This window comes from Nocardia fodinahabitans (genome assembly GCF_052983615.1).
The window spans coordinates 1,588,399-1,602,684 of sequence record NZ_JBRJJC010000001.1; the positions used below are offsets into that span (position 1 = coordinate 1,588,399).

Consider the following 14,286-nt stretch of genomic DNA (forward strand, 5'->3'; position numbering starts at 1 on the left):
CCATCCGGCGGGGCCTTTCCTGTCGTGCTGACGGCTACCGGCCGCCGGCGTCCTGGTACGCCTTCACCGCGGCATCCAGTTCCTCGAGCGCCCTACCGAAATCGGTGAAGTTGCCCGTCCGCATCGCCGTGCGCACCGCCTCGATCTTGCGGCTGAGCTCGGCGGCCGCGGCCTCCTGGACGGTCGACCCCGGCGGGGTCGTCGTCCCGGGCGGCGGGGTGGTGCCCCCGTTCGGCGGGGTGGTGGTGCCCTGGTCCACCGGCGGTATGACGCCCGGTTTCGGCTTCACGGCCGGATCGCCGCCGAACGGTGTCGCCAGCGCGCCCGCGCCCGGCATGACCTGGTTCAGCGCGTCGGCCAGCGTCGCCGCGTAGCCCACCTTCACACTGCCCGCCGCGTCGCGGTAGCTCACCAGCACGCGCAGCAGCTGCGGGAACGTCGAGGAGCCGGTGTTGCGTTCGTTGTAGAACGGCTCCACGTAGAGGATGCCGCCGTCGGCCACCGGCAGCGTGAGCAGATTGCCGTAGCGGATCTTGTTGGAGTTCGACAGCAGGGTCTTCTCCCTGGACACCGCGTCGGCGGTGGTCATCGAGTTCTGGGTCTGCTGCGGACCCTGGGTCTGCGTCTCGACCGGCAACTGCAACACGGTGAACTTGCCGTACCCGTCGGGGTCGGAGCGCACCGAGATGTAGGCGGAGAGGAACTGCCGGTTGTAGCCGACCATCGCCGAGGTCAGGTTGAACACCGGCTTGTTCGTCTTCGGATCACCCAGCAGCACGTAGTACGGCGGCTGGTTGAACGTGCCGCCCTCGATCGTGGGATCGCTGGGGACCGACCAGAACGCGTTGTTGGTGAAGAACTCACGCGGGTTGTCCACGTGGTACTTGGTGAGCATGTCGCGCTGGACCTTGAACAGGTCCTCCGGGTAGCGGAAGTGCGCCCGCAGCTCGGGCGAGATCTCGCTCTGCGGCTTCACCGCGTTCGGGAACACCCCGCGCCAGGCCTTGAGCACCGGGTCGGTGGAGTCGGTCTCGTACAGGGTGACGGTGCCGTCGTAGGCGTCGACGGTAGCCTTCACCGAGTTGCGGATGTAGCTGACTTCCTTGCGCGGGATGACGCGCCCGGTCTTCTTGTCGATGCTGTCCTCGACCGCGCCGTCGAGCGAGGTCGACTGAGCGTAGGGGTACTTGTCCAGCGTGGTGTAGGCGTCGACGATCCAGACGATGCGCTTGTCGACGACCGCCGGGTAGGCGTTGCCGTCGGTGGTCAGCCACGGGGCGACCTTCTGCACCCGATCGCGCGGGCCACGGTTGTACAGGATCTTGGAATCCTCGCTGATCGCCGAGGAGAACAGGATGTTGCGCTCGGCGTACTTGGCGGCGAAGGCCAGCCGGTTGAACCAGTTGCCGATCGGCACGCCGCCGCTGCCCTCATAGGTGTAGGAGGCCTGGTCGGAGTCGTATTCGCGCGGGGCCTGGCCCTCGGCGGTGCCGACGATGGCGTAGTCGGGATCGGTCTGGGCGATCAGCTCGCCGTAGTAGATCCGCGGCTGATCGACCTTGATCTGCTGATCCTCCATCTTGGTGAACAGATCGCTCACCATGAACAGCGGATAGCCGGAATCGCTGCCGCCCACCGCGCTCTGCGCTTCGGACTGCGGCTTGTTCACCCGGTTGGCGGGCGCGGCGACGAAGCCGTTGCCGTGGGTGTAGACGGTGTGCTGGTTGATCCAGTCCTTCTGGTTGCCCGAGAGCGCGGCCGGATGCAACTCTCGCGCGGCGACGATGTAGTCCTGGGTGTCGCCGTTGAGGGAGTAGCGGTCGATGTCGAGCGACTCGGGGAAGCCGTAGAAGTTCTTCCGCTGCTGGAGCTGAGTGAACGTGGGCGAGAGGATGTTCGGGTCGAGCAGACGGGCATTGCCGATGGTCGCCGCGTCCGCGGGGATCTCGAGCGGGCTCCGCTTGCTCTCGCCCTGATAGGCCTGATACTCGACCTTGTCGTCGGTGATGCCGTACGCCTGGCGCGTCGCCATGATGTTGCGCTCGATGTACGGGCTCTCCTTGTCGGCGGCGTTCGGGCGCACCGAGAACTGCTCGACCACCATCGGCCACACCGCGCCGACCAGGATCGACGAGAGCACCAGCAGGGCGGCCGCCATCGCGGGCACCCGCAGATCGCGCAGCACGATGCCGGCGAAGAACGCGATCGCGCAGATCACCGCGATCGAGAGCAGGATCAGTTTGGCGGGCAGCACCGCGTTGATATCGGTGAACGACGGGCCGCCGAAGGTCGGCTCCTTGCGGGTGCTCGACAACAGGTCGTAGCGGTCGAACCAGTACGCGACCGCCTTGAGCAGCACGAAGATGCCGGCGATGACGGCCAGCTGCACGCGCGCGGCCCTGGTCAGCGTGCCCTCGCGCCCGGCCAGGCGCAGGCCGCCGAACACGTAGTGGGTCACCAGGTTCGCGAAGAAGGCGATCACCACGGCGACGAACAGCCAGTTCAGCACCATCCGGTAGAACGGCAGATCGAAGGTGTAGAAGCCGATGTCGAGGTGGAACTGCGGGTCCTGCTGGCCGAACTCACCGCCGTGCAGGAACAGCTGCACGGTCGCCCAATTCGACTGCGCGACCAGTCCCGACAGCAGGCCGAGCAGCACCGGGATGCCGATGCCGAACAGCCGCAGCCTGCCCATCACGGTGGTGCGGTAGCGCGCGATCGGATCGTTGGGCCCGGCGACGGGCACGAACACCGGCCGCGACCGGTAGGCCAGCAGCAGCGCGGCCCACACCACGAGGCCGACGAACAGCGCGACCACGACGAACAGGAGCAGCCGCGTGCGCAGCACACCCAGATACACGCTGCGGTAGCCGACCTCACCGAACCACAACCAGTTGGTGTAGGCGTCGGTGAGCCGGGGCCCGAGCAGCAGCAATGCCGCGAGGACGACTGCTGTCACCAGCAGCACTCGGCTGCGTCGGGACAACGAAGGTAAACCGGTGGGGGGCCGCATGCCCACGGTGCCACTCTCCAAGGGTCCGGCGGCGACCGCGCCGCTGATCGGCGCAGCACCGCAGTCCGATGTTGCGGATGGTCCGTTGCCGGACCGTTGGCGCCCACTCTACGGAAATCGGACACCGTGCAAGCGTCTGGGCCGAAAATGATTGGATGGGCGGGTGACCGATGACCAGCACGCCGAAGTCGTCCTCGCCCGTTGTGTGCGCGAGGTCGTCGAGTTCGCCGACGCCGAGGGCTGGGGTAACCCGCCGCAGATGTTCGCCCTGGTGCCGACCGCCGACCTCGCCGCGGCCGAACCCGATCTCCAGGATCAGCTCGACGACGGCAGCGAACTCACCCCGATCGCGCAGGAAGCCTTCCCCGACGACATCACCGGCGGGTCGATGGCGCTCGACGAATTCCTCGCGACCACCACGTGGCCGCCCGCCGTCGAGGGGTGCGTGCTGGTCCAGGAGATCGTGGTGCTCCCGCCCGACGCCGAGAGCGATCTCGACGAGGCGCTCGTTCCGCTGCTGGCCGACGACGACGCCGCGGACGCGGCCGGGCGCGCCGCGGCGCACGCCCACCCCGGTCGCCGGGACGCGCGGCTCATCGCCGGCGTGCTGCGCCAGGGCACCGCACTGTGCCTGCTGCAGATCCGCCCCGAGGACGACGACGGTTTCGGCGATCTCGACCTGCGCACCTACCCGAATCTGGCGCCGGGCCTGGTCGAGGCCCTGCACCACACGCTGGAGTGATCAGCCGCAGCTGACAGCCTCGCGGCCGGCGTCGATGTCGGCCAGCGAGGTCACCGCGCTGTCGAGCGTGTCGACCTTCACCAGGCGCAGGCCCTCCGGGGCGCGCTGCCTGGCCTCGTTGCAGTTGTCGGCCGGGACCAGGAAGGTCTCGGCGCCCGCCTCCCGGGCGGCGATCATCTTGTACTGGATGCCGCCGATCGGACCGACCTTGCCCTCCTGGTCGATGGTGCCGGTACCGGCGACGAACCGGCCGCCGTTGAGCTCACCGGGCGAGAGCTTGTCGATCAGCGCCAGGCTGAACATCAGCCCGGCCGAGGGTCCGCCGATATCGGCGAGGTTGAACTCGACCTGCAACGGTGGCCGGCCGCCCTCGCCCGGCGTGATGCCGAGGTAGCCCTTGGTCGAGTCGTCGGGGCGGGGCGCGAGGGTGATCGGCGTGGTCTGCTGGGCGTCGCCGCGGCGGTAGACGACGGTGATGGTGGTGCCGGGGCCCTTGGTGGAGACCAGGTCGACGACGTCCTTGGGCGCGGTGATCGGCGTGCCGTCGATGCTGATCAGCTCGTCGCCGACCTGCAACACGTCCTTGGCCGGGCCTTCGTCACCGAGTCCGCGCACCAGCACGACCGTCGGCATCTTCAGGTAGTGCAGCGCGGCGACCTCGGCGTTGCTCTCGGAGTCCTTGAAGTCCTGCTGATTGGACTTGTCGACCTCCTCGCGCGACACACCGGGCGGGTAGACCTCGGCGCGCGGGACCAGACCGTGCTCGCCGCTGACCCAGAAGCCGAACGCCTCGAACAGGTTCAGCCCGTCGCGGACCGAGACCGTCGTCATATTGAGCTGCCCGCTCGTCGGATCCAGCGGTGCGCCCGTGACGTCCACCACCTGCTTGCCCTCGACCTCGCCGAGGGTGTCGAAGGTCGGGCCGGGACCGAGCGCGACGAACGGCACGGTGACCACGCTGCCGACCACACCGAGCACGAGCACGGGTACCAGGGCCACGATCAGGGTGAGGATCCGACGATTCACCCGGACCACAGTAGTGATCACCGGCCGTGACCGACGGGAGTGGCACGCTTTTGCCGGGTGCGCGGTGCCATCGATTTCGCGATGCGCGAACACCGTGGCCCCCTGGTGTCCGCGTAACGTATGAGGTATGAGCGATCTCCCCTTCGGCTTCTCGAACCGCGACGACGACGAGTCGGGCAAGCGTCGCGACGAGGCGAACGGCCCCGGCGGAAACGATCCGTTCGGGTTCGGAGCTGCGGGCGCGGGCGGCTTCGACCCGTCGCAGCTGGGACAGATGCTGACCCAGCTCGGGCAGATGATCAGCGGCATGGGCCAGGCGGGCGGCCCCGGCGGCGCGCAGGCCGGTCCGGTCAACTACGACGTGGCCAAGCGGCTGGCCCGCCAGCAGCTCGGCGCCACCGTCGCGCCGATCGCGGTGAAGACGACCTCCGCGGTCACCGACGCGGCGCACCTGGCCGAGCTGTGGCTCGACGGCGCCACCGTGCTGCCCGCGGGCGCGACCAAGACCGTCGCCTGGACGGCCAACGACTGGATCGAAGAGACCCTGCCCACCTGGAAGCGCCTGTGCGATCCGGTGGCCGAGCAGATCTCGGGCATGTGGACCGCGCAGCTGCCGGAGGAGGCCAAGCAGTTCGCCGGGCCGATGGTCGGCATGCTCGGTCAGATGGGCGGGCTGGCGTTCGGTTCCCAGCTCGGTCAGGCCCTGGGCCAGCTGGCCAAGGAGGTGCTGACCTCCACCGATATCGGCCTGCCGCTGGGCCCGGCCGGCACCGCCGCGCTGCTGCCGACCGCGATCTCGGCGTTCAGCGCGGGGCTCGAGCAGCCCGAGAGCGAGATCATGGTCTTCCTGGCGGCCAGGGAGGCCGCCCACCAGCGACTGTTCGCGCACGTGCCGTGGCTGCGTCAGCAGGTGCTCGGCGCGGTGGAGGACTACGCGCGCGGCATCAAGATGGACTTCTCGGCGCTGGAGGAGGCCGCGCAGAACATCGACCCGATGTCGCTGAGCGATCCGTCCAAGCTCGAGGAGCTGCTCTCGCAGGGCACCTTCGAGCCGCAGACCACGCCCGAGCAGAAGCAGGCGCTCGAGCGCCTCGAGACCCTGCTCGCGCTGATCGAGGGCTGGGTCGACGTGGTGGTCACCGACGCCGTCGGCGAGCGGCTGCCCGGCGCGAGCGCGCTGTCGGAGACGCTGCGCCGCCGCCGCGCGACCGGCGGACCCGCCGAGCAGACCTTCGCCACCCTGGTCGGCCTGGAACTGCGCCCGCGCAAGGTCCGCGAGGCCGCGGGGCTGTGGCGTCGCCTCACCACCGACGTGGGCATGGAGCGTCGCGACGGCGTGTGGGCGCACCCCGACCTGCTCCCCGACTCCAGCGACCTTGACTCCCCCGCCGGGTTCATCGACTCCGTACTCGGCGGCGGCACCGGCGCTTTCGACGATCCGCTGGCCCAGCTGGCCGAGACCGAGGCGCGCGAACGGGACGAGGCCGAGCGTGGAAAGACCGATCCCGACGCCGACCAGTCCTGAGCTGACCCGTCGCGCCACCCCGACCGCGGAAAATCTGCGGATCGTGGTGGCGCGACACGGTTTCCGAGGTGTCATACACCGGGAAAACCCGTCACGACCTGCGGGATCCGAGTTGTCCACAGGTCGATTCCACGACCGCGACACGCCGAAAGCCTGTGGATAACTACGCTTTCCGCGCGCGGGCGGCCACCGGCACGTGCCGATACTTGCCCCATGACGACCACGACGCCACTGCGCGGACCGATGTTGCACCCGCGGGTGATCACCCTGGTTCGGCCCTCCGGGACCGTGCAGCTGGGGTGGGACCCGGAGCGAGCGCTGCTGCTCGAGACCACCGAACTCGATACCGGCACCGTCCTCGCGTTCCTGCGCTTGCTCGACGGTCTGCAATCGCTGCCCCAGATCGTCTGGCGCGCCGGTGAATTCGGCATCGAGCCCGCGCGCACCGTCGCACTGCTGAGCGCGATCGACGAGGCCGGGCTGCTGGTGCAACCGGAACGCAAACAGGGCACGGTGCGCGGTGTCGCCGTGCACGGGCTCGGGCCGCTGTCGGACGCGGTGACGATCGGCTTGCGGCGCATGGGCATCCGGCCGTCCCGATCCCGGGAGTACCGCCCTGGCACGGCGGTCGGGGCGGGCGGCAACCTGGTGGTACTCACCGACGCGCTGATGGTCGACCCACGATTGTCGGTGGACCTGGTACTGCGCCGAATACCGCACCTGCAGGTCCGGATCCGCGACGGCATCGGCGTGGTCGGTCCACTCGTGCTGCCGGGTGAGACCAGCTGCCTGCGCTGCGCCGACCTCACCCGCACGGGGTTCGACGCCGACTGGCCGCACCTGGCCGCACAGCTGCTCGGGCGCACCGGGCACGCCTCACCGGCCGGGATCGCCGCGACCACCGCGCTCGCGCTGGGCGAACTGGAGACGATCGTCGCCTGCTCGCCCCGCCAGGATCCGGGCACTCTCGACGCCACGATGGAACTGAATCTCGACACCCACGAGGTGCAGCGACGTCCCTGGCCACCGCATCCCGACTGCGGCTGCCGGACCTTGGCCACGCCGGAACCGGGCACAGGCCTATGAGCGCTCACACAGTGCGGTGTGAGCATTCTTATGGCACACCACCGGCAAGTTCGGCCATGATGGGTAGCGTGTCCGAGATCGTGCGCCGCAGTTCCAGCCGCAATGCCAAGTTGGCCAAGATTCCGCTCGGTATTGCCGGTCGAGCCGCTGTGGGGTTCGGCAAGAAGCTGGTGGGCGGTGACAAGCAGCAGATCAACGCCACGCTGAACCAGAAGGCCGCCGAACAGTTGTTCACCGTGCTCGGCGAGCTCAAGGGCGGGGCGATGAAGTTCGGCCAGGCGCTGAGCGTGATGGAGGCCGCGGTCCCGGAGGAGTTCGGCGAGCACTATCGCGAGGCGCTTACCAAGCTGCAGGCCGCCGCGCCGCCGATGCCGGCCGAGACGGTGCACCGGGTGCTGGACCAGCAGCTGGGCACCAAGTGGCGTGAGCGGTTCCAGTCCTTCGACGACACCCCCGCCGCCTCGGCCAGCATCGGCCAGGTGCACCGGGCGGTGTGGTCGGACGGACGCGCGGTCGCGGTCAAGGTGCAGTACCCCGGCGCCGACGAAGCACTGCGCGCCGATCTGAAGACCCTGTCGCGAATGACCGGGCTGCTGTCCTCGGTGATCCCCGGCGCCGATGTGAAACCGCTGCTGGCCGAGATCACCGAGCGCACCGAGGAAGAGCTCGACTACCGCATCGAGGCCGCCAACCAGCGCCGGTTCGCCGCTGCCTTCGACGGCCACCCGCAGATCGTGGTGCCGCGCGTGGTCGCGGGCGCCCCGAAGGTGATCGTCACCGAATGGCTCGACGGCACCCCGGTCTCCGCGCTCATCGCCGCCGGCGCGGCCGACCCGGAAGGCACCCGGGCGCAGCGCAACCGGATCGCCGAGCTGATGGGCACCTTCCACTTCTCCTCCCCGGAGCGGGTCCACCTGTTGCACGGCGACCCGCACCCGGGCAACTTCCTCGTGCTCACCGACGGCAGGCTGGCCGTCCTCGATTTCGGCGCCTGCGCGCCGATGCCGGACGGCTTCCCCGAGGTCCTGGGCCGGATGCTCGCCCTGGCCGTCGCGGAGGAGCACGTCGCGCTCACCGAACTGCTCTACGAGCACGGCTGGGTGATCCCGGGCCGCACGGTCACCCACGAGGAGATCGAGGCGTACCTGCGCCCGTTCAGCGACCCGATCCGCACCGACACCTTCCACTTCACCCGCGCCTGGATGCAGCGGGTCGCGGGCAAGGCCTCGGAGTTCACCAGCCCCGAGATGAAAACCGCACGCGCCCTGCAACTTCCGGCCGAATACCTGACGATCTTCCGGGTACTCGGCGGCTCGGTCGGCATCCTGGCCCAGCTCGACGCGGAACTCGGCTTCATGAACCTGGTCCGCACCTGGGTCCCCGGTTTCCGCGCCGAGCGCGCCTCCTAGCCCTCAGCGCGGCACCGGCCGCCGAAAACAAACGAACCGCTCACCAGGACTCGGTGAGCGGTTCGTTTGCGGTACAGGCCTTTTCCGGGGTTCATGCCGGGATCGCGACCTTGCGCGGACGGCCACGCGGGCGCTTGCGGGCGATCACGACACCCTGGTCGAAGATCTCGCCGCCCCAGACACCCCACGGCTCGGCGCGGTCGATGGCCGCGGTCAGGCAGCCCTTACGGATCGGGCAGGAAGCGCACAGTTGCTTGGCCTGCTCGAGGTCGTTCGGGCTCTCGGCGAACCACAGATCAGGTTTCCGGCCCGGCAGGGCAGGGACGCCACGTTTCGGCATGTCACGTCAGCAGTGGCCGTCGGCCATTCCTGGGCGGTGAACACGTCGTTCTCCTTCAGCTCGTTTGCAGCGGTTGTTCGTTCGGTGTGCGAACCCGGTGCCAACGGCTGAAGAGCCGAATGAAAAAGGCCACGGATTTCGCTTCTCGCGATCCGTGGCCAGGAGGTCTGGGAGGAGTTCCCTACCTAGTTCGACATCTCTGCCGAGACCTGATCACGGTCGCTGGGTGGACACGGAGGCGGATTGCGCCGGCGAACTCGGGTGCGTATCCGAGTTCAACGGCCGGTGCTGCCGGTGCCTGGAAGGCCGCCGGCTGCCAACCCACGCTGGGCTTGTCCTGGAGACGAATCGGGGTGTGCTGATGGACGACAGTCATCGGCACAGCGGTGGTATCGACGCCGGACAGACCGGTCCCCTGCAGAGCGAGGAGGACCCCCCGGGAGGCGGACACCATGGATGCGTTCACCAGGACGCGATTGCCCATCGCGTCGAACGTGGTGTTGCTGTTCATCTGACTGCCTCCCTCCTGAATTCGTGTGCTGATAGAAACCCGCGCCGAGATCACTCTCGGTGCGTGTTCTCCACCATAGGCAATGATCGAGAACCGAACAACCTATTTTCTACCTGCGGTTTTGTGTCGTGGCCCGCATTCGGGACGCGACGATGGCGAGCACGTCCGCGCCATACTGCTCGATCTTCTTCGCGCCGATGCCGGCGATCGCGGCCAGTGCCGCGTCGTCGGCGGGCAGCTGCTCGGCGATCGCGGTGAGCGTCGTGTCGGTGAAGACGACGAAGTCGCGCACCCGCAGGACCTCGGCCTTCTCCGCCCGCCACTCCTTGAGCGCGTCCAGTAGCTGCGGGTCGAGTTCGGCCGGACAGCGACGGCACCGGCCCAGCATGGTGGCGTAGGTGCCGATCAGCGGTTTCGCGCAGACCCGGCACAGCGGGCGCTTGCCGTCGGCGTCCTTCGGGCCGGTTGCGGTGGCGGCGATGCGGGAGGCGGGCGAGTCGTCCGGGACCAGGCCGTTGAGGAACCGCGAGCGCCTGCGCACCCGCCTGCCGCCCTCGGTGCGCGCCAGCGCCCAGGACACGGCGAGGTGTTCGCGCGCCCTGGTGACGCCGACGTAGAGCAGCCTGCGTTCCTCTTCGAGCCCCGCCTGATCGGACGGGCTGCCGTCGTCACCGAGGACGTGCTGGATCGGCAGGGTGCCGTCGGCGACGCCGACCAGGAACACGGCGTCCCATTCCAGGCCCTTGGCCGCGTGCAGCGAGGCCAGGGTGACGCCGTCGACGGTCGGCGGATGCTTGGCCTCGGCCCTGGTCGCGAGCTCGCGCAGCAGCCCGGTGAGGTCGATCTCCGCGTCGTGGCCGACCAGTTCCTCGGTGAGCTGCACCAGCGCCAGCAGCGACGACCAGCGTTCCTTGGCCTGCGCACCGGCCGGTTCCTCGGCGGTGAGCCCGACCGGGGCGAGCACGGCGCGGACCAGCGTGATCAGTTCGGCGCCGCTGCGCGACTCGTCGGGCAGGTCGTCGCGCGCGTCGGCCTGCCGCAGCGCCTGCACCGCCTGGCGCACCTCCTGACGCTGGAAGAAGCCTTCACCGCCGCGCACCTGGAAGGGGATGTCGCGGGCCCCGAGTGCCTGCTCGAACGGCTCGGACTGAGCGTTGATCCGGTAGAGCACGGCGATCTCGGCGGCGGGTGTGCCCGCCGCGATCAGCTTCTTGATCCGGACGGCGACGGCGGCGGCTTCGGCGGGCACGTCGGGGTATTCGGCGAACTCGGGCTCGGGACCGTCGGGCCGCTGGCCGATCAGGGCGAGCCTGGTTCCGGCGATGCGGCCGCGCGCGGCGCCGATCACCCGGTTGGCCAGCGACACCACCTGCGGGGTGGAGCGGTAGTCGCGTTCGAGCCGGACGACGGTGGCGTCGGGGAAGCGGCGGGAGAAGTCGAGCAGGTAGTTCGGGGTGGCGCCGGTGAAGGAGTAGATGGTCTGGTTGGCGTCGCCGACGACGGTGAGGTCGTCGCGCTCGCCGAGCCAGGCGTCGAGCACCCGCTGCTGCAGCGGGGTGACGTCCTGGTATTCGTCGACCACGAAGCTGCGGTAGCGGCCACGGAACTCGTCGGCGACGGACGGATAGTCCTCGAGCGCGGCGGCGGTGTGCAGCAGCAGATCGTCGAAGTCCAGCAGCAGGCCGTCGGCGGAGGTCTTCATCGACTCGTAGCCCGCGTAGACCTGGGCCACCCTGGTCACCTCGACCGGCGCGTCCCGATGGTGCCTGGCCGCGGCGGCGGGATAGTCCTCCGGCGCGATCAGCGACGCCTTGGCCCATTCGATCTCGCTGAGCAGGTCGCGGATCAGTTCGGTCGAGGTCCCCAGCCCCGCCCGGTGCGCGGCCTGCGACACCACCGGGAACTTGCTGTCGAGCAGTCGCCACGGCACATCACCGACGACCTGCGGCCAGAAGTACCGCAGCTGCCGCAGCGCCGCGGCGTGGAAGGTACGGGCCTGGACCTGGCCTGCCTCGCCGCCGAGTCCCATCGAGCGCAGCCGGTTGCGCATCTCCCCCGCCGCCCTGGCGGTGAAGGTCACGGCCAGTACCTGGTCGGCCTTCACATGCCCGCCCGCGATCAGATGCGCGATCCGGTGGGTGATCGTCCTGGTCTTGCCGGTCCCCGCGCCGGCTAGCACGCACACCGGGCCTCGTGGCGCCCGCACCGCGGCGGCCTGTTCCGGGTCGAGGGCGGTGAGATCGAGTGCTGGCACGGGCACCATCATGACAGCGCCCGACGACAACCGGGCCCGACGGCCGCCGACAACCCGCCGGAACATCACGCCGACCTCCGACGTTGCACATCCCGTGACTGAAGCAACCACTGATCTGACGATGTACTCGACCACCTGGTGCGGCTACTGCCGTCGCCTCAAGACCCAGCTCGACGAGGCGGGCATCACCTACACCGTGATCGACATCGAGGACGACCCCGCTTCGGCCGAATTCGTCGGCAGCGTGAACAACGGCAACCACGTCGTCCCGACCATCAAGTACCGCGACGGGTCGACGGCGACCAACCCGTCGTTGTCGCAGGTCAAGCAGGCTCTCTCCGCCCTGGCCTGAGCGCCGCGCGCCGGCTACTCGGCCCAGGATTCGATGATCGTGCGAGCGATCGAGATGGAACCGGGCACCAGTAGCCGCGCGCCCTGCTCGCGCGCCGCGGCCCAATCCCCCGCCCGCAGCGCCGCGCGGACCTCGTCACGGGTGAACCAGTGCGCCTCGGCGATCTCACCGTCGGAGAACACCAGCTCCTGCTCCGGATCCCCGACGGCGGCGAAGCCGACCATCAGCGAGCGCGGGAACGGCCACGGCTGACTGCCGAGGTAGGTGACCTCGCGCACGTCGACGCCCACTTCCTCGCGGATCTCCCGCTCGACGCAGTGCTCGAGCGATTCGCCGGCCTCCACGAAGCCGGCCAGCAGCGAGAACATGGTCTCGGGCCAGCTGTGCTGGCGGGCCAGCAGCACCCGGTCGGCGCCGTCGTGCACCAGGCAGATGATGGCGGGGTCGATCCGTGGGAACTCCTCCTCACCGGTGGCGGTCAGCCGGGACCAGCCCGCCCGTGACGAGGTCGTCGAGGTGCCGTCGCCGCCGTGGTAGCCGGCCCGGTCGTGCCAGTTGAGCAGCGCGTAGGCGGTGGCGAGCAGGTCGGCGGTGAAGTCGTCGACGGCGCCGAGAGCCCGCAGATCCTTCAGCGTGCCGTCCAGCTCGGGCTCGCGCACGGCCCACAGATGACTGTCCTCGGCGACGCCGAGGAACACCGCGCCGGCGCCGGGCTCTTCGGCGATCGTGACGGCCGCGTCCAGGACGACGCCCGCGCTCTCCACCCGCACCCGTCCGCGCGCGTCGACGCGCAGGACCTTGGCCTTGCCCCAACCCTCCCGCAGCGCGTCGGGATCGAGCCGGACGTGCTCGGCTCGATCGATCGTGGAACGCGACAGCAGCGGAACGTCTTTCAACCGGAACGACACATGTCCGAGCCTAGCCGGTCGCTGAGTCCTGGATCACTTGCCGGTGTGCCGGATGTAGAGCAGCTTGTCGCGCGCCTCGAGCGCGTCGACCTCGGGTTCGCCCACCCGGATCAGATTGCCGTCGCGCACCACACCGAGCACGATGTCGCTGAGATGCCGCGGCGAGCCGCCGATCTCGCCCGGTTCGACCTCACGTTCGGCGACGGCGAAGCCCTGCTCGGGTGTGAGCAGATCCTCCATCATCTCCACGACGGTGGGCGTGGTGGTGGCGATGCCGAGCAACCGGCCCGCGGTCTCCGAGGACACCACGACCGAGTCGGCGCCGGACTGGCGCACCAGGTGGGTGTTCTCCGCTTCGCGGATGGCGACCACGATCTTGGCGGTCTTGTTCAGTTCGCGGGCGGTGAGCGTCACCAGGGTGGCGGTGTCGTCACGGTTGGTGGCGACGATGACCGAGGCAGCCCGCTGCACGCCGGTCAGGCGCAGCACATCGGACTTGGTCGCCGAGCCGTGCACGGTGACCAGTCCCGCGGTCGCCGCCGCTTCCAGCGCCACCGCGTCGGTGTCGACGACGACGATGTCGGCCTGCTGCACCCCGTCGGCGAGCATGGCGTCGATCGCGGTGCGTCCTTTGGTGCCGTAGCCGACGACGACGGTGTGATTGCGCACGGTGTGCCTCCATCGCTGAATCTTGAACGCCTGCCGTGACCGTTCGGTGAGCACGCTGAGGGTGGTGCCGACCAGCACGATCAGGAACAGGACACGCAGTGGCGTGATGACGATCGTGTTGATCAGTCGCGCCGTGGGAGTGATCGGGGCGATGTCGCCGTACCCGGTGGTCGAGAGCGAGACGGTGGCGTAGTACATCGCGTCGAGGAACGACAGCTCGTCGCCGGTGTTGTCGTGATAGCCGTCGCGGCCGATGTACACCACGGTCGCCGCCGTGAACAGCAACGCGATCGCGAACAGGACCCGGCGGGTGAGCGATACCCACGGACTGGTCTGCACCGCGGGGATCCGCAAGAGACCGACCAGCGCATAGTCCGGGCTGCTACTGAGCCCGATCGGGCCGCGCTTGTCCCCTAGCATCGCCCCCTCCTCTCGCTCGGCCCGTCAAGGT

10 protein-coding genes and 1 pseudogene are annotated in these 14,286 nt (G+C 69.2%); 5 read left to right on the top strand and 6 right to left on the bottom strand.

Annotation, left to right across the window (positions count from 1 at the left end):
• Window positions 1-34: 34 nt before the first annotated feature.
• Window positions 35-3,019, bottom strand: coding sequence for a UPF0182 family protein (locus NV348_RS07370; RefSeq protein WP_447146338.1), 2,985 nt, complete (start codon window positions 3,017-3,019; stop codon window positions 35-37).
• Window positions 3,020-3,176: 157 nt separating this feature from the next.
• Between NV348_RS07370 and NV348_RS07375 the strand changes: the two genes are divergently transcribed.
• Window positions 3,177-3,755, top strand: a complete 579-nt coding sequence (locus NV348_RS07375; RefSeq protein ID WP_447146339.1) for a PPA1309 family protein — start codon at window positions 3,177-3,179, stop codon at window positions 3,753-3,755.
• On the opposite strand, the gene NV348_RS07380 is transcribed toward NV348_RS07375, so the two are convergent.
• Window positions 3,756-4,781: a YlbL family protein gene (locus tag NV348_RS07380; protein ID WP_447146340.1), complete on the bottom strand. Its 1,026-nt coding sequence runs from the start codon at window positions 4,779-4,781 to the stop codon at window positions 3,756-3,758.
• Between the two features lie 127 nt (window positions 4,782-4,908).
• Here NV348_RS07380 and NV348_RS07385 point away from each other — a divergent pair, with 127 nt between their 5' ends.
• The 3 genes from NV348_RS07385 (at window position 4,909) to NV348_RS07395 (ending at window position 8,801) form a co-directional block, all read left to right on the top strand.
• On the top strand, window positions 4,909-6,306 hold the full coding sequence (locus tag NV348_RS07385; RefSeq protein ID WP_447146341.1) for a zinc-dependent metalloprotease: 1,398 nt from the start codon (window positions 4,909-4,911) through the stop codon (window positions 6,304-6,306).
• A 213-nt stretch (window positions 6,307-6,519) separates the two neighbouring features.
• Window positions 6,520-7,392, top strand: a complete 873-nt coding sequence (locus NV348_RS07390; RefSeq protein WP_447146342.1) for a TOMM precursor leader peptide-binding protein — start codon at window positions 6,520-6,522, stop codon at window positions 7,390-7,392.
• Window positions 7,393-7,451: 59 nt separating this feature from the next.
• A complete protein-coding gene (locus NV348_RS07395) occupies window positions 7,452-8,801 on the top strand; it encodes an ABC1 kinase family protein (protein ID WP_447146343.1) in 1,350 nt (449 codons plus the stop codon).
• Window positions 8,802-8,892: 91 nt separating this feature from the next.
• Here NV348_RS07395 and NV348_RS07400 read toward each other — a convergent pair.
• Both NV348_RS07400 and NV348_RS07405 read right to left on the bottom strand, forming a co-directional pair.
• Window positions 8,893-9,146, bottom strand: a pseudogene (locus tag NV348_RS07400) (WhiB family transcriptional regulator).
• Window positions 9,147-9,761: 615 nt separating this feature from the next.
• Entirely contained in the window at window positions 9,762-11,918 is a 2,157-nt protein-coding gene (locus tag NV348_RS07405; protein WP_447146344.1) for an ATP-dependent DNA helicase UvrD2, read from the bottom strand.
• A gap of 109 nt (window positions 11,919-12,027) precedes the next feature.
• On the opposite strand from NV348_RS07405, the gene NV348_RS07410 reads away from it, so the two are divergent.
• Window positions 12,028-12,258, top strand: coding sequence for a mycoredoxin (locus tag NV348_RS07410; RefSeq protein WP_447150963.1), 231 nt, complete (start codon window positions 12,028-12,030; stop codon window positions 12,256-12,258).
• Between the two features lie 14 nt (window positions 12,259-12,272).
• Here the strand turns inward: NV348_RS07410 and nudC are convergent, their stop codons facing one another.
• Together nudC and NV348_RS07420 are read right to left on the bottom strand one after the other, a co-directional pair.
• A complete protein-coding gene (gene nudC / locus NV348_RS07415) occupies window positions 12,273-13,166 on the bottom strand; it encodes an NAD(+) diphosphatase (RefSeq protein ID WP_447146345.1) in 894 nt (297 codons plus the stop codon).
• 33 nt (window positions 13,167-13,199) lie between these two features.
• Window positions 13,200-14,255 carry a potassium channel family protein gene (locus NV348_RS07420; RefSeq protein WP_447146346.1) on the bottom strand — a complete coding sequence of 352 codons (1,056 nt, stop codon included), beginning with the start codon at window positions 14,253-14,255 and terminating at the stop codon, window positions 13,200-13,202.
• Window positions 14,256-14,286 lie beyond the last annotated feature (31 nt).

Bases quoted from the DNA above. Each gene is read 5' to 3' on its own strand.
- NV348_RS07385 (WP_447146341.1), top strand. From the start codon at position 4,909: ATGAGCGATCTCCCCTTCGGCTTCTCGAACCGCGACGACGACGAGTCG.
- NV348_RS07395 (WP_447146343.1), top strand. From the start codon at position 7,452: ATGGGTAGCGTGTCCGAGATCGTGCGCCGCAGTTCCAGCCGCAATGCC.
- NV348_RS07420 (WP_447146346.1), bottom strand. From the start codon at position 14,255: ATGCTAGGGGACAAGCGCGGCCCGATCGGGCTCAGTAGCAGCCCGGAC.
- NV348_RS07410 (WP_447150963.1), top strand. From the start codon at position 12,028: ATGTACTCGACCACCTGGTGCGGCTACTGCCGTCGCCTCAAGACCCAG.
- NV348_RS07390 (WP_447146342.1), top strand. From the start codon at position 6,520: ATGACGACCACGACGCCACTGCGCGGACCGATGTTGCACCCGCGGGTG.
- NV348_RS07405 (WP_447146344.1), bottom strand. From the start codon at position 11,918: ATGATGGTGCCCGTGCCAGCACTCGATCTCACCGCCCTCGACCCGGAA.